At 41.4% G+C, this 23,512-nt stretch carries 21 protein-coding genes and 4 tRNA genes; 9 read left to right on the plus strand and 16 right to left on the minus strand.

What is annotated here, in order from left to right:
• Positions 1-238 precede the first annotated feature (238 nt).
• Positions 239-706 carry a hypothetical protein gene (locus P2E05_RS18725; protein ID WP_163863248.1) on the minus strand — a complete coding sequence of 156 codons (468 nt, stop codon included), beginning with the start codon at positions 704-706 and terminating at the stop codon, positions 239-241.
• A 124-nt stretch (positions 707-830) separates the two neighbouring features.
• On the opposite strand from P2E05_RS18725, the gene P2E05_RS18730 reads away from it, so the two are divergent.
• From P2E05_RS18730 to P2E05_RS18740, 3 genes are all read left to right on the plus strand, one after another.
• Complete coding sequence (locus P2E05_RS18730; protein WP_249999462.1) at positions 831-2,567, plus strand: lipase family alpha/beta hydrolase; 1,737 nt, start codon at positions 831-833, stop codon at positions 2,565-2,567.
• Positions 2,568-2,673: 106 nt separating this feature from the next.
• Positions 2,674-3,666 (plus strand): T6SS immunity protein Tli4 family protein, encoded by a 993-nt coding sequence (locus P2E05_RS18735; RefSeq protein WP_410241998.1) that lies wholly within the window; start codon positions 2,674-2,676, stop codon positions 3,664-3,666.
• A gap of 183 nt (positions 3,667-3,849) precedes the next feature.
• Positions 3,850-5,196, plus strand: a complete 1,347-nt coding sequence (locus P2E05_RS18740) for an ISNCY family transposase (protein WP_272657863.1) — start codon at positions 3,850-3,852, stop codon at positions 5,194-5,196.
• A gap of 10 nt (positions 5,197-5,206) precedes the next feature.
• Here P2E05_RS18740 and P2E05_RS18745 read toward each other — a convergent pair whose 3' ends face one another.
• The 10 genes from P2E05_RS18745 to lptM form a co-directional block, all read right to left on the minus strand.
• Positions 5,207-5,560 carry an SH3 domain-containing protein gene (locus P2E05_RS18745; RefSeq protein WP_249999466.1) on the minus strand — a complete coding sequence of 118 codons (354 nt, stop codon included), beginning with the start codon at positions 5,558-5,560 and terminating at the stop codon, positions 5,207-5,209.
• Between the two features lie 239 nt (positions 5,561-5,799).
• Positions 5,800-5,970, minus strand: a complete 171-nt coding sequence (locus P2E05_RS21805; protein ID WP_272657858.1) for a hypothetical protein — start codon at positions 5,968-5,970, stop codon at positions 5,800-5,802.
• 9 nt (positions 5,971-5,979) lie between these two features.
• Complete coding sequence (locus P2E05_RS18755) at positions 5,980-6,165, minus strand: colicin-like pore-forming protein (RefSeq protein WP_336298282.1); 186 nt, start codon at positions 6,163-6,165, stop codon at positions 5,980-5,982.
• Between the two features lie 141 nt (positions 6,166-6,306).
• The gene (locus P2E05_RS18760; RefSeq protein WP_272657859.1) at positions 6,307-6,543 is read right to left on the minus strand and encodes a hypothetical protein; all 237 of its coding nucleotides are present in this window, start codon (positions 6,541-6,543) and stop codon (positions 6,307-6,309) included.
• Positions 6,544-7,639: 1,096 nt separating this feature from the next.
• A complete protein-coding gene (gene uvrD, locus P2E05_RS18765; RefSeq protein WP_196713761.1) occupies positions 7,640-9,814 on the minus strand; it encodes a DNA helicase II in 2,175 nt (724 codons plus the stop codon).
• 48 nt (positions 9,815-9,862) lie between these two features.
• The gene (gene yigB / locus P2E05_RS18770; protein WP_154622898.1) at positions 9,863-10,579 is read right to left on the minus strand and encodes a 5-amino-6-(5-phospho-D-ribitylamino)uracil phosphatase YigB; all 717 of its coding nucleotides are present in this window, start codon (positions 10,577-10,579) and stop codon (positions 9,863-9,865) included.
• Positions 10,579-11,508, minus strand: a complete 930-nt coding sequence (gene xerC, locus P2E05_RS18775; protein WP_196713738.1) for a tyrosine recombinase XerC — start codon at positions 11,506-11,508, stop codon at positions 10,579-10,581. Before xerC ends, yigB begins: the two co-directional genes overlap by 1 nt.
• Complete coding sequence (locus P2E05_RS18780; RefSeq protein WP_154622900.1) at positions 11,490-12,194, minus strand: DUF484 domain-containing protein; 705 nt, start codon at positions 12,192-12,194, stop codon at positions 11,490-11,492. The genes xerC and P2E05_RS18780 overlap by 19 nt, the downstream gene beginning before the upstream one ends.
• Positions 12,195-12,347: 153 nt before the next feature.
• Positions 12,348-13,172 (minus strand): diaminopimelate epimerase, encoded by an 825-nt coding sequence (gene dapF / locus P2E05_RS18785; protein ID WP_163863267.1) that lies wholly within the window; start codon positions 13,170-13,172, stop codon positions 12,348-12,350.
• A 21-nt stretch (positions 13,173-13,193) separates the two neighbouring features.
• The gene (gene lptM / locus P2E05_RS18790; protein WP_154622902.1) at positions 13,194-13,382 is read right to left on the minus strand and encodes an LPS translocon maturation chaperone LptM; all 189 of its coding nucleotides are present in this window, start codon (positions 13,380-13,382) and stop codon (positions 13,194-13,196) included.
• A 273-nt stretch (positions 13,383-13,655) separates the two neighbouring features.
• Here lptM and cyaY point away from each other — a divergent pair, with 273 nt between their 5' ends.
• Positions 13,656-13,973, plus strand: a complete 318-nt coding sequence (gene cyaY, locus P2E05_RS18795; RefSeq protein ID WP_163863270.1) for an iron donor protein CyaY — start codon at positions 13,656-13,658, stop codon at positions 13,971-13,973.
• An 18-nt stretch (positions 13,974-13,991) separates the two neighbouring features.
• Here cyaY and P2E05_RS18800 read toward each other — a convergent pair whose 3' ends face one another.
• Positions 13,992-16,565, minus strand: coding sequence for a class I adenylate cyclase (locus tag P2E05_RS18800; RefSeq protein WP_163863272.1), 2,574 nt, complete (start codon positions 16,563-16,565; stop codon positions 13,992-13,994).
• Positions 16,566-17,287: 722 nt separating this feature from the next.
• Here P2E05_RS18800 and hemC point away from each other — a divergent pair.
• The 5 genes from hemC to P2E05_RS18825 all read left to right on the plus strand — a co-directional run bounded on the left by hemC (position 17,288) and on the right by P2E05_RS18825 (position 21,967).
• Positions 17,288-18,232: a hydroxymethylbilane synthase gene (gene hemC, locus P2E05_RS18805; protein ID WP_154622904.1), complete on the plus strand. Its 945-nt coding sequence runs from the start codon at positions 17,288-17,290 to the stop codon at positions 18,230-18,232.
• On the plus strand, positions 18,229-18,984 hold the full coding sequence (locus P2E05_RS18810) for a uroporphyrinogen-III synthase (RefSeq protein WP_154622905.1): 756 nt from the start codon (positions 18,229-18,231) through the stop codon (positions 18,982-18,984). Before hemC ends, P2E05_RS18810 begins: the two co-directional genes overlap by 4 nt.
• Before the next feature lie 3 nt (positions 18,985-18,987).
• Complete coding sequence (gene hemX, locus P2E05_RS18815) at positions 18,988-20,214, plus strand: uroporphyrinogen-III C-methyltransferase (protein WP_247047183.1); 1,227 nt, start codon at positions 18,988-18,990, stop codon at positions 20,212-20,214.
• Between the two features lie 2 nt (positions 20,215-20,216).
• Positions 20,217-21,410 carry a protoheme IX biogenesis protein HemY gene (hemY, locus tag P2E05_RS18820; protein ID WP_163863276.1) on the plus strand — a complete coding sequence of 398 codons (1,194 nt, stop codon included), beginning with the start codon at positions 20,217-20,219 and terminating at the stop codon, positions 21,408-21,410.
• Positions 21,411-21,739: 329 nt separating this feature from the next.
• Entirely contained in the window at positions 21,740-21,967 is a 228-nt protein-coding gene (locus tag P2E05_RS18825; protein ID WP_154622326.1) for a hypothetical protein, read from the plus strand.
• Between the two features lie 1,008 nt (positions 21,968-22,975).
• On the opposite strand, the gene P2E05_RS18830 is transcribed toward P2E05_RS18825, so the two are convergent.
• From P2E05_RS18830 to P2E05_RS18845, 4 genes are all read right to left on the minus strand, one after another.
• Positions 22,976-23,052: transfer RNA gene (locus P2E05_RS18830), tRNA-Pro, on the minus strand.
• Between the two features lie 30 nt (positions 23,053-23,082).
• Positions 23,083-23,168, minus strand: a tRNA-Leu gene (locus tag P2E05_RS18835).
• 15 nt (positions 23,169-23,183) lie between these two features.
• Positions 23,184-23,259: transfer RNA gene (locus P2E05_RS18840), tRNA-His, on the minus strand.
• Between the two features lie 81 nt (positions 23,260-23,340).
• Positions 23,341-23,417: transfer RNA gene (locus P2E05_RS18845), tRNA-Arg, on the minus strand.
• Positions 23,418-23,512 lie beyond the last annotated feature (95 nt).

Here is a 23,512-nt window from a genome sequence, read left to right on the forward strand (position 1 = left end):
TGGTTACTCGGTATGATTTTATACTTCACTGAATGGAAAATTTAAAATTAAAAACTTAAATCTTAATGATTAGACTCTTAAATCAATGTGACTAACCATAAAGCCGAGTTTTAATATGACAAAACTATTGGTAGATGAGTGAGTGATATTCATCATGTTATCGCGTTCATCACGGCCATGATGAACGCTTTCTATGCTTAAAAGATCGCTACTCACTGAGTATTAATCGCTTAAAAAATTAGCCAGAAACCGTTGTGCAAGTTACTGTTTTACCCAAGCAAAACGTCAATGATGATCCAATTCGGTCATGCATCTCAGTCATACCTGTCAATAAGCTTACCGCGTCCTCTCCCTTATGGAATAGCGATATCTGTTCACTCAATAAGGACGAATTTAAACCTTTATATTTTGCCGTAACAAATTTGAGGTCCTGCTGATAAGCAGTCAACATATCAATACGAGAAGATAAGTATTGCTCACTGATCTCAGCCAAACGATGCTGACTATCTTTCAGTGAATGGTAGCCTGCACCTACTTCACGATTAAATCGTTTAATCAATGCTCGCGTTGCGCTATCCATAAAATCATGCGCAGCCAACTGCGAGTGTTGTAGCGTTGCCCATTGGATGGTTTGATAGAGTTTTCGTGTCTTAAAATTGATTTTAGGGGCTTTAATGGATATAAGAAGGCGGTTTTGAGTAGCCAACTCGTCCGTTTAACATAAATAATAAGTCTTATGGGAATCTAATAAATCAGACATATCAAGCGGAAACTTAAGCAAAATTACGCTATCTTATTTACCTTAAGGAAAACTCGAAAGGAACTGCGTTATGTCAGAGAAAGCCCCCCCTGAAGCCGGAGAATGTCTACACGTTTCGTATCATATTCCTAAATGGACGGAGAATGGAAAAGTTCATTGGGATGATGTCACGACTCAACATAAATCACTGAATGCTGAAGCAAAATGCATTGTACCGCCAACGAAAGTTATTCCGGTCATTTTTATTCCTGGAATTATGGGAACCAATCTTAAAAATACAAAAAACGGAGAACCCGTTTGGCGAGCGGATAAGTTTATGGGGATGGATACACTCTACCTGACCAATTTAAATGGGAAAAAAAGGCGGGAGATATTAAACGTTGAATCTACACTGATTGATGATAGCGGTAAGTATATTAAGAGCGAGAATACCCCCTTTAGTGATGACGGTAACATTCTACCCAAAAGGAGCGAACGCGGGTGGGGAAAAGCCCTTTTTTTAAGTTATGGGACGTTTCTTGATGTGCTCCAAACCGCATTACTCGATGATTGGCAACACGATATCTTGAATATAGTGAGGAGAGATAAAAGCAAATCTTTTCAGAGCAAAGGTCCATCAAAAGGCATATTACGACATCTTGTGAATAAACCCATAGGGGGAACGGGTGAAGCCTTATTGTCTGACGAAGAGTTAGCTCATTTTGAACATTTCTTATTTTCAGTACATGTCTTCGGGTATAACTGGCTTGAAGATAACGCCATTTCTGCTGAAAATCTGGCGACCTATATCGATGAGGTTCTAGATACTTATAAATATAAACATGGATATGGTTTAGCCATTGAAAAAGTCATTATTTTAACCCATTCAATGGGCGGGTTGATTGCGCGTTATGCCATGAACCCACCAGAAGGGGCATTTCAAGGGTGCAAAGATAAAGTCTTAGGCGTTGTGCATGGTGTTATTCCGGATTTAGGCTCTCCTGCTGCGTATCGGCGAATGAAGGTGGGCGCGGCACAAGAAGGTATTGCAGGGGCTGTCTTAGGCTCTACCGCAAAGGAACTCATGTCTGTCCTTGCGTTTGCCCCTGCACCTCTACAGCTTCTTCCTTACCCGAAATATCAACCCTCATGGCTCACCGTCGAAGGTAGTGGCCGTTATCCTTCTATCGTGGATACTTCCACGGGAAAATTCGATCCGTTTGATGAAATTTATTTACGCGAAGATGTGTGGTGGCGATTATACGAGCCAGATATTCTAGATAAAAAACAGACAGATATTAATAGTAATTGGCTTGCTTATAATGATCTTATGGATGATAAAGTTCGCAAGTTTATGGAGCATCAAGAAAAAGGCCTATACCATCCGAATACCTATGTTTTTTATGGCACAGAAATAAGCTCGGATAACACACTAGCGTGGTCGGTTGAAAAGGAAGTCCCCTTGAAGCCAAGTCCTAAGCATCCTTTAATTTTTAATCCTGAAAATAACCAACGCATTGTATTTTCTGGAGCGAATGAATTGAACAATGCATTTGGTCTATGGGATAGCAGCGCATACAAATACACGCAATTTCGATTGGTTTCTTCTCAAGGTGCTGGCGATGGTACAGTTCCAGTCGAATCACTGGTTGATATTATCAAGAGTCCATCAACACAAAGTAGTTTGGCGACCAATGTAGACCATCAAAATGCTTACGCAGTAGACAGCCTTGGCGATATTAAAAGCGAGCAGCGAAAAGCAATTCAATTTACGCTAAGAGCTATCGTGAAGATGGTGCAAGAGGTGGATATTCGTGCAGCAGATTAATCATCGTCAGCGAAGCATCATCGCGTTTATTGGGATAGTGATGTGTATCGGAGGGAGTTTCACAAAAACGCTCGCGCAAACTGAATTGACCGACAAGGAAAATACCGTGATTGAGACCTTATTTGAAAAAACAAAACCACAATGCATTGGGCGCTATGTAATCAATGTCCCTGAGTCTTTTAATAATCAACTTCGTAATAGTATCTTTATTGGTGACTTTAAAATTGAAAGTCAGTTTATCTACCCACCATCATTTAAACAACGCATTGAATTACGTGAAGCAGAATTGCGGGAATGGAAAACCAGTGCAGAAAATGCACCGATGCTGAAAGCGATTATTCAATTACCCGATGGTAAAGGGGTTGTTTTTGATAGAAATAAACCAACATCCGACGATTCGTATCGAATGTTAGAAGCTCATGTGTATGTGAATCATATAGCTTTTATTATTACTACAAATATCAGAGATTTTTCTGACCAAAAGTATGAAAAGAAAAAATTGGCATTTTTAGCCAGAGGGTTTACAGAGGTTCAGGCAAATGATAAACCCACTAAATTAGCGGCTATGCAGTCGTTAATTACTCGATTACAAGGGCGATTAGATCATGAAATCCCGATGGAAAAAGGTGTTTGCATCCCAAATGGTTTTATTTTAGACGATAACGCAATCCCGAAACAGGACGTTTCTTTTGTTTACGACTCGAACGAGTTTATTTTTTCGGTTGAGTCGGATAATCGCTTTGCAGGCTCCAATGACACTCTATTAAGCCGCAGCGCAGAGATAAACGAAGCGATACGTCGACATAACCGAAAAACCATCCGAAATGGAAATGCATCACCCAATAATATTCCTTCACAGGAATGGCTCGTGAAAGGTGAACAAGAAGTGTATTCAAAAACAGAAAATAAACAGATCCCCGATTTACCGTATTATTTCTTTACGTTTAACGGCAATGAAGCAACGGGCTCTTTAATTCTCCCTAAATTATATATCGTTATGAATAATAGAAATAAATTTACCACCTATAGTGAATCAGAGATGATCGAAATATGGGACAGAATTGTCGGTTCGCTACGTTACAAACCGAATGCGTTTTAATTCACACGCTAGAGCGATAATTCTGTTTTTATCGCTCTGATTTAACATAATGGGCCTTATGGGAACCTAATATGTAGCTCCAATTTAGTAATGTCACTTTTTAGCCATTTAGAAATGTCACTTTTTGCGGCATAAAGGGGTCAACCTTTTGCCGCGATAAGGACATTCAAAATGTTGGTGACTATGTCGGATAAAGAATTAAATCGGATTAATGTTATTCAAGCTGTTTGTGAAAAACGATTACGGCGGTGTGACGCTGCATCTCAACTCAATTTAACCGAACGACAGGTGCAGCGGCTCGTTAACCGGTATCGTGAATTAGGTATAGCTGGTCTGGCTCATGCACAACGAGGAAAACAAAGTAACAACTGTTTTCCTGACGCTTTTAAACTTCGCGTGATGGCGCTACTACACCAAAATTACAGTGATTTTGGCCCAACCCTAGCAGCCGAAAAATTGCATGAAAAACACAAGATTATTGTTTCTGTCGAAACTATCAGAAAATGGATGATTGCTGATGGTCTTTGGGTTCCTTATGTTCGACGAAAACCTCGTATTTACCAGCCTCGTAGTCGTCGTGATTGCCTTGGTGAGCTGATCCAGCTAGATGGTTCTCATCATGATTGGTTTGAAGGTCGAGCCCCAAAATGTTGCTTACTAGTGTTTGTTGATGATGCCACTGGACGCTTAATGCACCTGCGTTTTGGCGAAACTGAATCTGCCTTTGATTATATGCTAGCAACACGAGAGTACATTGAAAAACATGGTAAACCTCTTGCATTCTACAGCGATAAACACGGTGTTTTCCGGGTAAATCATCCAAACGGCGCCACGACCGGTACAACTCAATTTGGTCGAGTTCTTCATGATATTGGCGTAGAACTGATTTGTGCGAACAGTCCCCAGGCAAAAGGTCGTGTAGAACGTGCGAATAAAACACTCCAAGACCGCCTAATCAAAGAGATGCGACTAGAAGGCATCAGCAACATTGAAGAAGCTAATGTATGGCTGGAAGGCTTTGTGGGGGATTTTAACCAGCGTTTTGCTCAAGCTCCTAGATACCCTAAAAATCTACACCGTCCAGTGACTGAATATCGAGAAGAAATTGATGATATCTTCTCGTGGCAAGAAACACGTAAGCTCACAAAAGCGCTGACATTCCGCTACGACAAGATGATATATCTTGTTGAGCCAACAGAAGAAAACTCTCGGCTCGCAGGTGAAAACATCCAAGTCTATGACTATCCTGATGGGACACTGGCTTTCAAATATGGTCACCGTTCACTACGTTATCAGGTGTTTGATAAGCTGGAGTGCATTGACCAAGGACAAATCGTTGATAATAAAAGGCTTGGAACAGTTCTCAAACTGGATCAGGACAAGATGGATGACTTGGAACGTCAAGGCAAACGAGACAGGAGTCAAAGAATGCTAAAAAGACGAGCTCAAGCAAGGATTCAGGAGCAACTCAGAGCTATCAACCCAGTATTAGTTAATCCAGAAGAATTTAGAGCCAGTTTGTTAAAGTAGAGCTAATTCACTAAATTTCTTTTAGATTTGATACAGGGATCCAGCCTTGCTCTCCTGTATCTAATTTTTTGCACCAAACCCAACCATTGGTTTCTTTGTATCCAATGACATGTTCCTGTGTCTCCACATTCAGTTCCAATGCACTATAGTTTTCTTTGGCAATTCCTGTAGTTTCGCTAATTAATTCAATTATCTGCTTAGGAACCCAACCACTTAAACCATTAAACGAGCAAAGATACCAATTATGCCAGCCCTCATCTCCTACGTATTTTTCGCCAACAGTCAGCAGGTCACCAGCAGAGAAATGAATGGGATTAGGGTATTCAGAAATATGTCTCTTAATCACAATTAACTGTTTTTTCATTACGTTACCAATAATAGTTTTTAACTTTGACTATCATACTGGAAAATTACAGAAAATTCCGTTAAAGAATAAAAGTGACATTTCTATTTTGGAGAATTAGGTGACATTTTAAAATTGGAGTGACAGCCACTTAGGCACTCATTCAAAAATCTACTCAATTGGCTAAAACCACTTCTTTTCACCCGTAAAAACACCATTTTTGATATTGCTCGTTTGTTATTAAAATGGCGGTTTGGGTTTCAGCATGGAAATGATACCAAACGGCTATTTTTCCAGAATTGCCAAGATTTTTTGGCTGGCACTGATGCAACTGGTTCAGATGTTGTTGGTAGCTTGGATTCGATTAATAGCATGGCATTTTTTAAGCTATCAATATGAGCATCTTTGTCTTCCAATCGTTGCTTTAACAAAAAAGATCGCTAATTATCACTTCTTATTGCATTAGGTAACTCAACAAAGAAAAGCTCATAACCATCAATTGCTGGTCCAACATACCCCATGCCTTTACTCAACCGTTTAAAGTTCTTGGCGGCATCGGCAATTTTAACTGATTCTAACGCTATGACTATTGCTTGGCGATCTTTGGCATTAATTTTTTTATTAATATTAGCTTAAGAGATTTGTTCGTTGTTTTTTATTGTATTTCAAATAGAAGTTAGATCCCGGGGTTTGGGAAGCAATGGAACAGTAAACGTCGTTAAGCGATCATTTTAACCACTAGCAGCCCGTTCCAAACATTAGTCAGTTTAACAAATCTTAGCCATTCTATTTAACCCATTAACCATTGTTATCGTTTCGTTGCTTCCCAATATTCCCTTTTCATTAACGCTATCATTCAATTCAGGACAAAGTAGTAAAGATGCCTTACCTAAAATAGTCGTAATTACTGCTTGCCAAACCAACTTAAAGCAAATTATTTCACCAACAAAAAATAAATAATAGAAAAACAATCTACCAATTAGCCAAACAGCTATATTTTGCATTGAATTAACCTTCAAAGGTAATCAAATCCAGTTTTTATATCCTTTCTTGATGATTTCTCTTGCCATTAGGTTAATGACTCTTTACCTTAAGCGAAATTTAACTTTTTGTGTGATTAATCGTATTCACTTATTATGATAAAACTGATCCCTGCTGTCTTGTTCTTACCTTTAATCGTCTTTACGGAACTCAGTTATTCTGAGCCCTTATGATTTCCAGCCAATAGAGACAGTATGCAGTTTAAACAAAAAAGCGCTTAGAATCGGAAAAACAGCAACGAGAGGTCCTTGAAAATCAAAATACTGTTACGGTAGACCCGACACAGAAAAGCACTAGTGATAATGCCTTGTGTTTTAACGCGAACCAAATTGAATTAGTGGGGATTTCCGTTTCTGCCTTTAAAGATAATGTATTATCACCCCTCGGTGATTAACGCCACAAATTCGTTACATATCCAAGCAGGGAAAAGCATCAATTTTGATAATACCCAGTTAGCCAAAACGAATAAACTCACCCTCAGTGCTAATGCACAATATTGTGATTCATCGCGATGAATCCAATTTAATGAAACCCGCAGCTTCAGAGCTTGCCGCAAATATTAATACCCATCGTTCTGCACACTTCCTCCACCCGGGTGCTGGTTTCAGCCTATTTCAGGGCAAACGCTATCTGTTCTTCGGTATAACGTGTCTTTTTCATGTCGGATGACCTCTTTTTCAGGAGAAAAAAGGCAGGAAACTCTACTTTATACCTGTACTGAAGAAAAGGAAGCGATCAGCTTAATGTTGTATTGCGACGAAAATCCCCAATGAGATCATCGTTTATTGTTTCAATTGCCCAATTCACACCCATCGTCCTTGAATTAATGATTATTAAAATGCAAATCATGCTATAAGCAAAAATCGAAAAACAAATTTATAATTTATATAAAAAAGCAATAAAATAATTACAGTGAAAATGAGTTTAAATATATTATTAATTGATAATTACAATCTATTTTATTTTTATATGTTTTAATATGCCTCGTGAAATTAAAACACACCGTATATTAGGTAGAATGCCATATTTTGTTTATGACACTCTACGGGGAAAAATAACTTATGATACATTTTCTAGCCGAGCATAGGATGCCACGAGCCATTTAATGCCTTGACCTTGGAAAGCAATTTGCAAACGACAATGTTCTCCACTTCCTTCCAAATTAATAATAGTACCTTCACCAAATTTAGGGTGCCGTACACGTTGGCCTAACGCATAACCTGAATCATTTTGGGTTACTGGTGTGCCAAGGCGCTGATGATTAACAGGACGAGAAACCGTTGCACGTAAACGAACTTCTTCCACACATTCTGTCGGCAACTCCGCAATAAAACGTGATGGGCGGTGATAAACTTCTTTACCATATAAACGACGACTTTCCGCATACGTGATCGTCAGCTTTTGCATCGCTCGCGTGATCCCAACATAAGCTAAGCGACGCTCTTCTTCTAAGCGACCGCTTTCATCCATTGACATTTGGCTAGGGAACATCCCTTCTTCCATACCAACGATAAAGACGATTGGGAATTCGAGTCCTTTTGCTGAGTGTAGTGTCATTAACTGCACCGCATCTTGATTCACATCGGCTTGGCCATCACCCGATTCTAATGCGGCATGTGATAAAAAGGCTTGTAGCGGCATCAAATCCTGATCTTCATCTTGATAACTAAAATCGCGGGTTGCGTTCACCAACTCTTCCAAGTTTTCGATGCGAGCCTGTGCTTTTTCACCTTTCTCTTGCTCATACATCGCACGTAGACCAGAGTCATTAATCACTCTATCCGTTTGTACATGTAAGGGCATATCTTGCGTTTCTTTCGCCAGCGCATCGACCAATTCGAGAAAACGTTCAATAGCCGCCGCGGCACGGCCCCCAAGAACTTGCTCACGAAGTAAATATTCACAACTTTCCCATAAGGTTAATTGTTGGTCTCGTGCGGTTTGGCGTACGGTATCCAGAGTACGATCGCCAATACCTCGCGTTGGCGTATTTACCACACGTTCAAAGGAGGCATCGTCATTACGATTAGCAATCAGCCTTAAATAAGACAGTGCATCTTTAATTTCTTGACGTTCAAAGAAGCGTTGTCCACCATAAATGCGATATGGCATAGCACTTTGAATTAATGCCTCTTCCAACACACGAGATTGCGCGTTGCTACGATATAGCATCGCACAATCCTGCAAAGCACCACCATTTTCTTGCCACTGTTTTATACGGCTGACAATATAGCGCGCTTCATCTAATTCATTAAAAGCACAGTAGAGGGAAATCGGCTCACCATCGCCATCTTCCGTCCATAAATTTTTCCCTAATCGATCGCTATTATGCGCAATTAAGGCATTCGCAGCTTTCAGAATATTGTTAGTGGAACGGTAATTTTGTTCAAGACGGATTGTTTCAGCCCCAGGGAAGTCATTCAAAAAACGCTGAATATTTTCCACTTGTGCCCCACGCCAGCCGTAAATTGATTGATCATCATCGCCAACAATCATCACCTTACCCGTTTCGCCAGCTAACACGCGGATCCAAGCGTATTGAATGCTGTTCGTATCTTGGAATTCGTCGACGAGAATATTCGTGAAGCGTTCACGATAGTGTTGCAATACATGGGGCTTATTGAGCCATAATTCATGGGCTCGTAATAACAACTCAGCAAAATCGACTAACCCAGCACGATCACAAGCCTCTTGATAAGCTTGATACACTTTTAACCATGTACTTTCTATCGGGTTACCATAACATTCGATATGTTGAGGACGTAATCCCTCATCTTTTTTACCGTTGATGTACCACATTCCTTGGCGGGGGGGCCATTGTTTTTCATCAAGATTCATCGCTTTTAACAACCGACGAATTAATCGATATTGGTCATCGCTATCGAGAATTTGGAAATCTTGTGGTAAGCCAGCATCCAAATAGTGTTGACGTAGTAAGCGATGGGCTAAACCGTGGAAAGTACCAATCCACATGCCACCTTCACTTGAGCCAATCAACTGATTGATACGATGGCGCATTTCTGCTGCTGCTTTGTTGGTAAAGGTCACTGCCATGATCGAGAATGGTGATGCATGCTCAACCGCCATTAACCAAGCGATTCTGTGTACCAATACGCGCGTTTTACCACTACCTGCTCCTGCAAGTACTAATAAGTTAGTGCGTGGTGCAGCAACTGCCTCACGCTGTTTATCATTAAGGCCTTCGAGCAGATAAGAAACGTCCATAATTACCATCAAAGCAGAACAGTGGCCACGACCACTGTGTTTTTATACAGAAAATGATTATACCAGCGACAATAGAGAAGCCAACTGCGAAATTTCAACATGCGGCAATAAGCGTACATCTTTCTCTTCCATGAGTGTTTTATTGTCGACGTTAATCCAACAGGCTTGCATACCACTACGAATAGCACCCTCTACATCCGTCAATAGATTATCGCCCACATGTAAAATAGCATGAGGCTGTAAATCGAGTTTTTGCGCGGCTAGCCGATACATATCACAATAAGGTTTTGAGCGCCCATCCGGCCCTGCTTTCAACACAAACTGAAAATATTGCCCCAAGCCACAAGCATCTGGCTCTGCATTACCGTTGGTAATCGCCACTAGGGGTAATTTTTCTGCAAGCTGAGCTAATATCTGGTGGGTTGATTCAGGAATATCTATTTGATTTCGCCAATAAGTAAAATGAGCCATTAGTTCATCCGCCCCTTTTAGAGCGTCTTCTCGGCTATATCCATAATGGCAAAACATCATTTTCGATGATAACCAGCGCCAGCGGGTGATATCGTGGCAAATATCCGGTTCTTGTTCAGCCACAATGCGACGAAAAGTATACAAATCATGATGAGTAAAATGACTGAATTGTGGATCATATTCACGGACAAAACGTAATACCTCTTCTTCCGTTTTATCAATGACCGGATGGTTATCATATAAAGTATCATCCAAATCAAACGTTATCGCTTGAATCGGTGACAGCGGACGGTAAAAATGCATTAAGGTTTCTCCCTTTTTGCTCTGGGATGAGCCACATCATAAACATTAGCCAAATGCTGAAAATCTAAGTGTGTATAGATTTGCGTTGTTGATAAGTTGGCATGGCCGAGCAATTCTTGCACACCGCGTAAATTACCACTTGATTCAAGAATATGTGTTGCAAATGAATGGCGCAACTTATGTGGGTTAATATGGCTATTTACCCCTTGTTTAATGCCCCATTGCTCAAAACGTTTTTGCACATTACGGTTTGATATTCGTTTGCCACTCTGTGTCGAAATAAAAACGGCATTATCTTCCGGTGCATATAACTCACGCATTTCTAGCCAACGTGTTAACCAACTCACCGCGGTTTTACCTAATGGGATTTTACGTTCTTTACTGCCTTTTCCCATCACTTTGACTTCACCCGAGGCGAGATCTAAATGACGAATATCTAATCCAACTAATTCAGATAAACGCAGCCCCGCGCCATACATCACTTCTAACATGGTTCTGTCTCGCACCACCAGTGGGTCACCGCTATCCATATTCAGTAATTGTGAGACTTCATCAACATCCATATTCTTTGGCAGTCGCTTTTTCGCTTTTGGCGCCTGTACTGCTTTGACTGGATTAGCCGGTAATTCACCTTGTTGTACCATCCAATCACAAAAACTCCGTAATGCAGACAATCGCAGCGCCATACTGGCTGCTTGCAAGCCTGCTCGACGGCTTTTAGCCGCGATATTACGGGCTTTAACGACATCAAGCTGTTGCCACTCACTCACCTTCATTTCATTGAGCATTTCTGTCACTGTCGTGAGCTGGCGGCGATAATTAGTGATCGTGACAGGGCTTAATCTACGCTCAACATGTAAATAACGTAAAAATGCTTCGACTTGGGTCATCAGCCCTTCCGGCTGAGTCGTTATAAGCGTTCTATCCATCGGCATAATAACCTCGGTAGAATTTGAGCCACTTTTTCTAACATCACTGTTCCCATACCAGATTGATAATGGTCTCGATTTCGGCTAGTAAAAATGACCATTCCTGATTCCCCATGATGACCAAAGAGAGAAATCGCTACCGAGCCTACATTCATAGCTTCCGGCAACAGCAGTTGTATTTCAGGGCCATTCAGCGTACCTAAATAATGCGTTTTCTCTCCAAAACGCTGAAGGCGAATAGATTCGAACGCACTACGGGAAACCACAAGTGCTTGCGCATCAAGAGGAGCAGACAACCGCCAACAATCACTAAATAAACGAACAGATGCCCCTGATAGGCCGAGTTTTTTTGCCCAGCGATTTAAACTGCTAAGCATCTCATTCAGGCTTTGCGCCATTGACATATCGATGACAAGATACAGTAACTCATCAAATAACAAACCATTTTCATGCGCTTGTTCAACCATGAAACAGATATCTTGTTCGAGCTGTTTGATTTTTAGTCGCTGTCGATTCATCACCGCTTCAGGTAACGAAATTGTCCCCTGTATTGCATGCGGTATTGAAAGTTGCTCAACAAGCGAAGCATTGCGGATAAAGAAGTCGGGCTGTTCCTGTAAGTAACGCGCCACTTGGCGATCATCAATTTGATAAGGGCTATCTGGCTCTATTTTCAGTTTATCCATTATAACCTCTTGATGATTAAGTCTACTCTAAATAAATCCCAGTATAGTTAGATGGCAAATAAGGCGCTAGTCAGTCACAAAACAGGTCGCTAACGCCAACGCGTACAGCCAATAACGCTGTCACTTGCAATTTCTTGAGTCGCGAAATAAAGCTTAAAGTTGTAGTACCCCATCATAAACATGACTCGCAGGCCCTGTCATATATAATGGATGGCCAGGCCCTTCCCAACTAATATCAAGGGATCCTCCTGGCAAGTCAACTTTCACTCGATTTGATAATAACCCTTGCTGGATACCGATTGCCACCGCGGCACAAGCACCACTACCGCATGCCTGCGTTTCTCCCGCTCCACGTTCAAACACACGTAAGCTGATATGGTTCGCATTGATTATTTCCATGAAACCGACATTAACGCGTTCTGGAAACCGTTCATGACTCTCAAGAACAGGGCCTAAGATTTCCACTTCAGCTGTTTTTACACTTTCAACCTGAATAACACAGTGAGGATTTCCCATCGAAACCACACCACATAATACTGTACGTTCTAACGCTCTAATAATATAGGTTTTTTCTGCTTTGATAGCGCGAAAAGGTATTTTCTGAGGTTCAAATTCAGGTTCCCCCATATTCACGCAAACATCGTCATTTTCATTGATCGTCAATGTCATGCGACCTGCTTGAGTACTGACTTTAATTTTTTGTTTATTTGTCAGCCCTTTTAAACGTACGAAACGTGCAAAACAGCGAGCACCATTGCCACATTGTGCAACTTCACTTCCATCTGCATTGAAGATACGATAATGAAAATCTAAATCAGGATCATAAGGTGCCTCAACTAACAACAGTTGGTCAAAGCCAACCCCTGTATGCCTATCCGCAAGGCGGCTAATCAGCTCAGGAGAAAAATAAACATTCTGAGTGACGCCGTCGACGACCATGAAATCATTACCTAAGCCATGCATTTTAGAAAATTGCATAATCCGCTCCATCGCAGCAGCTTATTGTTGATTTGAAGACGGCGCTCGTGAATCTGCCGCGGTACTATTTTGAGCCTTAGGTTCAACATCTTCAGTTTGTGATGCTGAAGCCTGTTCTTCTGGTGGAAAATAGAGAGGGCCTTTTAAGCCACAACCAGAAAGAGTCAACAACATAATAAACGCAGAGAGTCCAACTAAACTTTTTTTCATTATATTTCGCCTGTAAAACTAACTTTTGACGTCTGAATAGGGTTAACAGATTAACAGGGCAGCCTAAGCAAATCACTATTGTTCATCAATTGTATCGTGATTTTATTCCCTACCCACAATAGCATAATGCTTAAAAGAACAGTCACCAACAAATGTTTTAGTATTCTCAAAAGAAAGTTACCCTGCGTCCTCCCTTTTCGTCGATTGACCCTCACTGATATTCACACCTATAATTTCTATTAGTAAATTATTTAAGCTGATAGGAAATTAACCGTGAATGACAGTGAATTTCACCAACTTGCCGATCAAATGATGGCTTCTATTGAACAACATTTGGACAATTATGACGGTGATGCGGATATTGATTGTGAAACGAATGGTGGTGTCATGACGCTCAGTTTTGAAGATGGCAGCAAAATCATTATCAATCGACAAGAGCCTTTCCACCAAATTTGGCTCGCCACGAAACACGGCGGCTATCACTACGACTATAAAGATAATGAGTGGGTATGCGATCGTTCAGGGCAACGATTCACGGAGATGCTCGCACAAGCTATTAGCGCGCAAAGCGGTGAGCCTTTTACGTTTTAGTATTAACGATTCGTCCGCTCAATAATGATGGGCTTGATGATGCGGTGAAGTATCAAAATGCCCAGCATTCATTAATTCATCCTGCTCTTCAATATCGAAAGGCCAAGTTCCGCCTGAAAAGGGTATCACTTGGCTTTTGCCTTTATGAGTCACAATTTGATAGAACTGCGGCAAATTAAAATTAATAAAATTAGCACCGTACGTAAAACGGTCATGAGACGATGAATAGAAACGGCTAACGTCTCGTACTAAGTCTTCTTTGGAGCCCTCACAGTGAGAATAAATTTCCACTCGGTTGGCTTCATCTAAAACATAAATGTTAAAGCCTGTGTTATCTGCGGTATTTTCAAAGAAAAACTGTACGATACCTTCACTTGCATAACCGTCAACAACGGCGGGTAAATGGTTATTTTCTTTGGCGTTTAATTTGACAGGCCAACCATGTAATTTATTGTGAGAAATGGCCCCATAGAACTCAACCGCATTTTCCAGTTTCTGAACTGAAACATTTAACCGTTCAAAGAATAAGCCCCATGTTTGCCCAGCAATCCGTAACGCTTTGAAACGACCGGGGTCATTGCGATTACTTGATAAACGCAAGTCAATACACTCTGAAACCAACTGTTGTACACGTGTTCTCACTAGGCCACGTAAATGCTCACAATAGCAGAAGACTTCCACCGCATCTGGCGGCGCAGCATCTTGATGCATTTTACCTAAAATGGTTTTGAGTGCCTCTAACATGCATTGCTCGCCGCTAAAGTGAAGTGTTCTCACTTCATTCCAAGAGTTGCGATACAGCAGATCAATACTACCAATTAGGCAACGTTGTTCTTCACCAAAACTAAACACGTCTAGCTTTCTGAAATCAAAATGTACCACTTGGTCTGAATAAACTTGTGTCGGATCTTTTTCTAAATTGACGATAATGGCTAAGTGGCGGATTTCACAAGGACTATACAAGGCTTTTGGCGTTGGGGCCGGTAAGCGAATCGGAAAATGCCCCGAAACGTCATGCATCAATTCAAGTAACTTCTTCTCATCACATTGAGACTGACCATGATGCATATACACCTGAGTATTTTCAGTCAGTAATCCGTTAAAGTAAGCCCAAGCGACCAGTTTGTTCAAATAACGGTTATATTCGAGCGGTTGATGACCAATAATGGTGTCAATATGTGGTGCTTGGTTATACAAATACCAACCGCTACGATTCGCGCGGCCAGAAGGAACATAAATAAACGTAAGATGTGGCTCACTGAGGTCTGGAGAGATTTGCGGGTTAACAAGTGTCACTTTACCCGGTAGCGCTTCAAAAGCAGCATATAACTTACGGGTTAATACGCCAATATCTTGTGGGCTGGCACTAACACTTAAATTATTACGACGAGCAAAGCGGATCAGGTTACGGTAACTTTGCATCATCGTGTCGAGTAACTCATTATGGGCTTCACGAACACGCTCAATTTTCCATTGATTGCGCAAATCTAACATCTCTAAACGTTCAGCACCCCACCCCCACGATTCAACTAACTGTGAAAGTACATCACGGCGCCAGCCAGAACATTCATCTTCAGTATCTTTGGAGAGTTTTTCACAGACTTTGAGGTAGAAACAACGACGAATTAAATCAAGGCGAGTAGTATCATTAATTTCGATTAAATAGCGGGTAACACGTTCTAACATTAAACAATAAGAATCTAAACCGTAACAAACTATCTCGCCAGCGTGGAGATGGCGTTTAAATTCTAATGCGAGTAATTTGCCTTTTGGATAATCCCACGAATAAGATTCTAATAGTAAGCTTTTTAAAACCGCTTTATAAGGTGAGTCGACACTTTTATATAATTGCCACAAACTTGCACCAAAGTATTCAGCAGCAGACAGTTCGCCCAATCCACCGAGGTCTAGCCATTCATTTGGCGTTAATACCCCCTGAGCATAAAGCGACATCACATATTCATCATAATGATGTTCTTCTTCGACGGGTACCATGGTCCATAACAGCCTTTTACCCGCCATACGTACCGCGGTACGGTAGAATTCATCAAGCAATAAAATATGTTGTGTTGAACCGCAATCTTCTCCGCCAATATGGCCACTCGCATGGTGTCTAAAACGATTTTCATCGATCAAAAAAACCGTCACATCAATGCCAAGAGAAGCCGCCCACTGTTCGATTAATGTGCATTTTTTCTGTAATAGGCGCTTTTCTTCACTATCCAACCAAGAGGGATGACAAACCCAAATATCAATATCTGAACATTGGCTTTGACCTATCGATGATGTACTCCCCATGGAATAAATGCCTGTGATAGGAAGTTCACCATTCGCTTTATCTGCTGAGGGAAGATATTTTTCAAATTGCGACAACCATGTTTGTTGGTCATCATCAGGCGTGAAGAAACACACACCATGAGGGACGTTTCCTTCAATATAGCCAGGCATCATTGGGTGATGATAATGAAATAAGACAGGCAGCAGACTGTAAACCTTACAGAAGGTTTCATCCATTGACGCTGTCGCACGATCTAACCGAAGTTGGTTTATCGCATCAAGTCTCTGTTTTAGAGTTTCAATATAGAGATACAAGGGATACGCCTGGCTGAATGAACTTAACGACAAATCTGGGAATACCCAGCACCCAATAAAGAGAAATATCTACTCGTCATACTTCAAGTTGCAGCGCTACTAACGATGCTTACTTGCGCTAGTTACCTAGTTTTTACAACGCCTAGCGACTTATCGACCTGCCGCCTAGCGACATCTCGCGTTAATTAAAAGTAAGTTTAAATTTATTTTCAAATGAATTGTCGGAAACGTGATCAATTTAACACCTTGCGGCAAAAGGGTAAAGTAGATCACATAATTTTATCTGTGTATTTTTGATACAAATTAATTTTCAACATATTGTATAAAAAGGCTTTTTATTTTTTATAGCGACTGAATATCCCTTGTTTATCAATGGAATAATAACAAATCATCTGATTGCTCAAAAAAAACACACCAAGCATCCATCACAAACGTATTTCGCATTAGGCCTGTGCTTGAACGCTTCACCACTAAATTGACTTAAATTGAAATTTGTTTACGACTTTAACCGCACAAATAGCTAAACAATCCTTTGCATTACTTTCTTTTTTTGATGATTTATGTCGCAGCAACCTTATCAAAAAGAGACGCTTTCTATTAATAAGGCAATTAATGAATCGTTAGCTTTAGCGTCGTTAACTGGAAAATCCATCGCTAAAATGTTAAAACTAGGGATAATTGTATGGTTAATCTATGGCCTTTATGCCTGAGAAAGCAACGAAATGACTTCAATAAATATCGTCCGTATTGCAACACGTAAAAGCCCTTTAGCTATGTGGCAAGCACACTTTGTTAAAGAGAAGCTCGAACAACTACACCCCGGTTTGCAGGTTGAACTGGTACCGATGGTGACTAAAGGCGATATTATTTTAGATACTCCCTTAGCTAAAGTAGGTGGAAAAGGTCTATTTGTTAAAGAATTAGAGTTAGCTTTACTGGAAAAACGCGCAGACATCGCAGTGCATTCAATGAAGGATGTTCCCGTTGAATTTCCAGAAGGGCTCGGTTTAGTCACGATCTGTGAGCGTGAAGACCCACGTGACGCTTTTGTGTCTAATCACTTTGACAGCCTTGAGGCTCTACCTAGCGGTAGCATAGTGGGAACGTCCAGTTTGCGCCGCCAATGCCAAATACGAGAACTACGCCCAGACCTCATTATCCGCGATCTACGCGGAAACGTGGGGACTCGGCTCTCGAAACTGGATAATGGTGAATACGATGCCATAATTTTGGCCGTCGCGGGGCTGAAACGGTTAGGTTTAGAAGCGCGAATTCGTACTGCATTAGCGCCTGAACAATCCTTACCAGCCGTGGGACAAGGTGCGGTGGGTATTGAGTGCCGCTTAGAGGATGAGCGTACTCGTCAACTACTCGAAAAACTTAACCACGATGAAACAGCCATCTGTGTTCTCGCGGAACGTGCTATGAATATGCGCCTTGAAGGCGGTTGCCAAGTACCTATTGGGAGCTATGCGATTTGGCAAAATAACCAAATTTGGCTACGTGCTTTAGTGGGGGCGCCAGATGGTAGCCAAGTCATTCGTGGCGAGCGTTTAATCGCCCCAGAACAAGCAAAACAAGCAGGGATCTCTCTTGCTGAGGAATTACTCGATAAAGGCGCCCGCGAAATTCTCTCTGTGGTTTACCAAGGGAATCCACCGGCATGAAAGTACTAGTCACGCGGCCTGAGCCAGCTGGTTGCGAACTCATCGCAGCAATCAAAGCAAAGGGAGGCGATGCTTTCGCTTCCCCGCTCATTAGTATTGCGCCGGGTGCTGAATTAAATTTACTGGGATCACGCCTTCAGCAGCTTGATCAACACGATTTAGTCTTTCTTTTATCTAAAAATGCGGTCTGGTATGCACATTTAACCCTTAAACAAGCAGGACGCAACTGGTCAGATAAGTTATCCTACTATGGGATAGGTCGTTCAACCGGCCAGTATTTTGAGGCGTTAACAGGTCGCACTATCCGTTGGCCAGAGCACGGAGAGACCAGTGAAGCATTACTTAGCCTTCCTGAATTGCAATTTCTTGAAGGTAAACGTGCACTTCTATTACGCGGAAACGGAGGAAGGGAGCTCCTAGCCTCAACATTACGTTCCAGAGGTGCAGAGGTTGAGTATTGTGAATGTTATGCGAGACACCCTGTTTTATACGATAAAACAGAGTTTAATCAACAATGGGTTAATGCAAATATTACTGATATTGTGATCAGTAGTGGTCAAATGTTAGCCTTACTCAATCAATTAATCGCTGAAAATACCAAAGCATGGTGGTTCAATCGCCGCTTATTAGTTGTCAGCGAACGGATTGCAGACCAAGCCCGCCAAAATGGTTGGAAAAAGGTCTGTGTGGCAAATAGCGCAGAAAATAATGCTTTATTGGACGCCTTATTTTCAACCGACATGGGATGCTAATTTATGACGGAACAAAATAATTCTACCGAAACGGTTAATAATGAAACTGTCGCGGAAACCCCAAAAAACCGCCAACCTAAGCCGTCTTCGGAGCAAAAACGTTCTGGTCTCATCGGTAGTGCCATCGCTATCGCAATTATCATCGCCATTGGTGGTGGTATTTATTATTTTACTCAACAAAGTAATGCGCAACTCGTGAATGAAAATAACGAATTGAAGCAACAGTTGAATGATTTAGCCGAACAGCAAAAAGTTGACCGCCAGCGCTTGGATGCGCTGTTCGCCTCACAGTCAGAAATCAAAACACAGACTCGTGAATATGAAGAGCAGCTCAACCGTCATATGCAAGAGCTACAAGCACATGTTAATACGCTCTCAAGCTCAGATGTTAAAAGTTGGTTGCTGGCACAGGCTGATTTTATGGTCAAAATGGCAGGAAGAAAATTATGGAATGATCACGACCCAGTCACGGCCGCGGTACTCTTAAAAAGTGCGGATTCTAGTCTTGCTGAAATGAATGACCCTAGCCTGCTTGATATCCGTAAAGCCATTAAAAATGATATTGCTAGCTTAGCGGCGATCAATCAAGTCGATTATGACGGTATTATTCTTCGTTTGAATCAATTGAGTAATGAAGTCGATAACTTGCGCCTCAATGAGATTAACAGCGGTGATGTGAAAGCTGAAGATGAAGGAGAAGTCTCCAGCGATATCGCGGATTGGAAGCAAAATCTATCACGGAGTTGGAAAAACTTTACTAATGATTTTATCACCGTACGTGCTCGTGACGGTTCAGAAGCCCCATTATTGGCACCAAATCAAGATATCTATCTACGTGAAAACATTCGTTCTCAATTGTTGATCGCTGCACAAGCGGTGCCTCGATATCAAGAAGAAACCTATAAACAGTCACTCGAACAAGTTTCTACTTGGGTTCGTGCTTATTTTGATGTTAACGCTCCGGCAACAAAAGCCTTCTTAGCTGAAGTTGATGATTTAATAAATCAACCGATCGCGACTGAGATGCCTGATGCTTTAGAAAGCCAACCTAAACTTGAAAAAGTAATGCAAACACGCGTTCGTAATCTGTTGGCACAGTCAGAAGAAGTGGCTAATACGCCTGCTGAAGCTGCACCGACAGAAGAAAAACAGCCTGAAAAAGCAGTCGCAAAACCTGAAGATTCAGAGGCAGCACCTCTTGATGCACCAGCCAATGAGCAGAAGGGGTAATTATGATTAAAGTACTGATCCTTTTTATTGTGCTTATCGCTGGTATTATCTTAGGCCCTCTCTTAGCGGGCCACCAAGGTTATGTTTTCATCCGTACAGATGATTATGATATCACCACCAGTGTCACTAACTTAGTGCTGTGCTTTGTGTTGCTCCAGTTTGTCCTGCTGTTCCTTGGCTGGTGTTACCGTCGTTTTATTAGCACCACTTCACGAACTAAAGGCTGGGTCAGTGGGCGTAAATACCATAAAGCGCACTCACAAACACAAAAAGCCTTACTCAAACTTGCCGAAGGCGATTTCGACCAAGTTGAAAAACTGATGAGTAAACACGCGGATTTTTCTCAGCAGCCAGTGATTAACTATTTACTTGCCGCTGAAGCGGCACAACAGCGTGGAGATGAGCATCGAACTCATCAATACCTCAATAGAGCCGCCGAAGTTGCTGGCAACGACCAACTTCCCGTCGATATCAGCCGTGTTCGTATTCAATTGGCTGAAGGCGAAGTGTATGCGGCTCGAACGGGGGTCGATAAACTTCTCGATCAAGCACCCCGCCACCCTGAAGTACTACGTCTTGCTGAACAAGCCTACTTACGTTCAGGGGCTTATCAGGCACTGATTGAACTGCTACCGATTATGGCGAAAACACAACTTCATAACGAAGATGAGTTAGAGGCATTAAAACTGAAAGCTTATAAGGGCTTGATGAATCAATGTATGGCTGAAAATGGTAGTGAAGGCTTGAAACAGTGGTGGAAAGCTCAGCCACGAAAAATCCGTCATGAAACGGCTTTACAGTCCTTCTTAGCTGAACATTTGATTGAATGTGATGATATCGAAAGTGCTGAAAAAATTGTGATTGATGGTTTGAAACAGCAATATGATGAGCGCTTATTACTCCTCGCACCAAGACTCCGTAGCGATAAACCAGAACAGCTTGAGAAAGTATTAAAGCAACTGGTTAAGCAGTCAGGAGCAACACCATTACTCAATAGTACAATGGGGCAAATCGCATTACAGCATGCGCAATGGGAACACGCAGAGACTTATTTCAAAGCCGCATTAGCGCAACGTTTTGATGCTCATGATGCCGCTTGGTTAGCCGATGCCCTCGATAAACTGCACAAAGCAGAGGAAGCCGCTAAAATACGTCAAGAAGCCTTACTGCATTCACTCAAAAAAGAACGTTCTTAAAAACTATTTTGAAATATATAAACGAAAAACTCCACTTTATAAGTGGAGTTTTTTTATCCGCTATTTTTATTCTAAATACCATCATATTTAATCAAACATTTTTATCACTCATAATATGATTAACAGTATTAGCCTAATTAAACTTATTTAAATACATTATATTGACGGCTGTTATCAGTCGCCATGATATTTAAAAAGCACAAATTAGACTGAAAAACGCCTAATTGTTGTATAACATCAAACAAAATAACGGTTGTTCTGTAATATACCATTTACATAGTGTATAAATAATACATTGTTTTTGATTTAATCGAACTCAGGACATCTACATGAATGTAATTAAAACTATTTGGCGCTGGATCATTTCAACCCCGAATCGACTACAAGTATTTTTCGACCTGCTACTTTTAATTCTGTCACCTTTTGTTTTTATCTCTATCATTGGTTTCGATACTGTTGATCTAAATAAAGACGTTTTCATCATTACATTTATTATTTTGTGTTATACCTACCTCACTCGCTGGTTCAGCAAGTGGTTTTGTAATCGCAAAAATTAATGTCATACAAATGAATTTCTGATTTCCTTCCGTAACAGCATCATGCTGTACAGAGGGAAATCGCTCTAGTCGATGAGTTCATATAAAAAAAACACCTGCCAGCAAGGCAGGTGTAAATATACAATCAGGTCTACAGACGGATGGTGCCTCACTCAACGTTTCGTCCACGGGTTGATGAGAAGAGGATTAGCTCTTGTTCATCTATATTGGACAATAGGCACCGATAATCGGCTTTGCATCATTCCTGGGTTTATGAAGCATTGCTGTCATAATAAGTGGAATGAGCATCTACACAATAGATAATGCAGAATGCGTGCCAACTTTTTTTGAATGGCCTTTTTTCTTTCTATTATCCCATTTCATCGGAAAAAACACGCCTAACGCAATCCTAGCCGTTTTTTATATAGTGCCATTTTCCCCCTGCCTTACATGAGGCTGTGTGAGCATCCTTTTTTAACAACAAAGCTGTCTCAATTCAGAGACATCAAAATCACCTTGATAATTTACTATTAAAAATCAATGTATTATATGTCTCTATTTGGCGACACCGAGATACTGGTTTGTATCTATTTTGCGACACAGACGGATAGATAGAAAAAATAACAAATATAAACAGTCTATTAGCTATGATTTTCTTCATAAAGCCCTCAGTCGCATTTGTTCTAACAGATAACCAGTCAATGAGTATATCGGGAACCATAAACGGTCATTCTTAACGCACAGACATTTAAATACGTTCAGTCATGCTTACCGTTTATTTGGCACTTGAAGTTGACGTTGGAGTTAATGTCGAAGGTGTGGGTTTTGGGTTTTGGGTTTTGGGTTTTGGGTTTTGGGTTTTGGGTTTTGGGTTTTGGGTTTTGGGTTTTGGGTTTTGGGGTTTGAATAATGATTGATAATTGATGATTGGTACACCCGTGCCAAAGGTAGCTCGTACCAATGAATAAGCTGATTTTGCGCGCTTCTAAATGCAAAAACCCCGCTGATTAAAGCGGGGTTCTTTAAATTTGGTCGGCGAGAGAGGATTCGAACCTCCGACCCACTGGTCCCAAACCAGTTGCGCTACCAAGCTGCGCTACTCGCCGATAGGGTATATCTACTTTACATTCTTTTCGTGGTGCGAAAGGGGGGACTTGAACCCCCACGTCCTGAGGACACTAACACCTGAAGCTAGCGCGTCTACCAATTCCGCCACCCTCGCAATGTCACAAAAGAATGGGGTGGCTAATGGGACTCGAACCCACGACAACTGGAATCACAATCCAGGGCTCTACCAACTGAGCTATAGCCACCATAACTTCACTTTATTCAAAGCGTTGCTATTATACTACATACAACTTTGTTTTGCCAACCGTAGCAGCACGCTAATTTAATGGCGCGCCCGACAGGATTCGAACCTGAGACCTCTGCCTCCGGAGGGCAGCGCTCTATCCAGCTGAGCTACGGGCGCTTAACGCCGTTGCGGGTGTGGATAGTACGGATTTAATGAGGTTCTGTCTAGTCCTTTTTTCAATAAAATTTTCGATTGCTTGCCTTTTGCGCATT

It is taken from the genome of Providencia stuartii (genome assembly GCF_029277985.1).
GTDB lineage: Bacteria > Pseudomonadota > Gammaproteobacteria > Enterobacterales > Enterobacteriaceae > Providencia > Providencia zhejiangensis.

Coding starts and splice junctions, on each gene's coding strand:
- hemC (WP_154622904.1), top strand. CDS start 17,288: ATGACTTCAATAAATATCGTCCGTATTGCAACACGTAAAAGCCCTTTA.
- xerC (WP_196713738.1), bottom strand. CDS start 11,508: ATGGATAGAACGCTTATAACGACTCAGCCGGAAGGGCTGATGACCCAA.
- yigB (WP_154622898.1), bottom strand. CDS start 10,579: ATGCATTTTTACCGTCCGCTGTCACCGATTCAAGCGATAACGTTTGAT.
- P2E05_RS18810 (WP_154622905.1), top strand. CDS start 18,229: ATGAAAGTACTAGTCACGCGGCCTGAGCCAGCTGGTTGCGAACTCATC.
- P2E05_RS18780 (WP_154622900.1), bottom strand. CDS start 12,194: ATGGATAAACTGAAAATAGAGCCAGATAGCCCTTATCAAATTGATGAT.
- hemY (WP_163863276.1), top strand. CDS start 20,217: ATGATTAAAGTACTGATCCTTTTTATTGTGCTTATCGCTGGTATTATC.
- dapF (WP_163863267.1), bottom strand. CDS start 13,172: ATGCAATTTTCTAAAATGCATGGCTTAGGTAATGATTTCATGGTCGTC.
- P2E05_RS18745 (WP_249999466.1), bottom strand. CDS start 5,560: ATGAAAAAACAGTTAATTGTGATTAAGAGACATATTTCTGAATACCCT.
- hemX (WP_247047183.1), top strand. CDS start 18,988: ATGACGGAACAAAATAATTCTACCGAAACGGTTAATAATGAAACTGTC.
- P2E05_RS18730 (WP_249999462.1), top strand. CDS start 831: ATGTCAGAGAAAGCCCCCCCTGAAGCCGGAGAATGTCTACACGTTTCG.
- P2E05_RS18740 (WP_272657863.1), top strand. CDS start 3,850: ATGTCGGATAAAGAATTAAATCGGATTAATGTTATTCAAGCTGTTTGT.
- lptM (WP_154622902.1), bottom strand. CDS start 13,382: ATGAAAAAAAGTTTAGTTGGACTCTCTGCGTTTATTATGTTGTTGACT.
- P2E05_RS18760 (WP_272657859.1), bottom strand. CDS start 6,543: ATGCAAAATATAGCTGTTTGGCTAATTGGTAGATTGTTTTTCTATTAT.
- uvrD (WP_196713761.1), bottom strand. CDS start 9,814: ATGGTAATTATGGACGTTTCTTATCTGCTCGAAGGCCTTAATGATAAA.
- P2E05_RS18825 (WP_154622326.1), top strand. CDS start 21,740: ATGAATGTAATTAAAACTATTTGGCGCTGGATCATTTCAACCCCGAAT.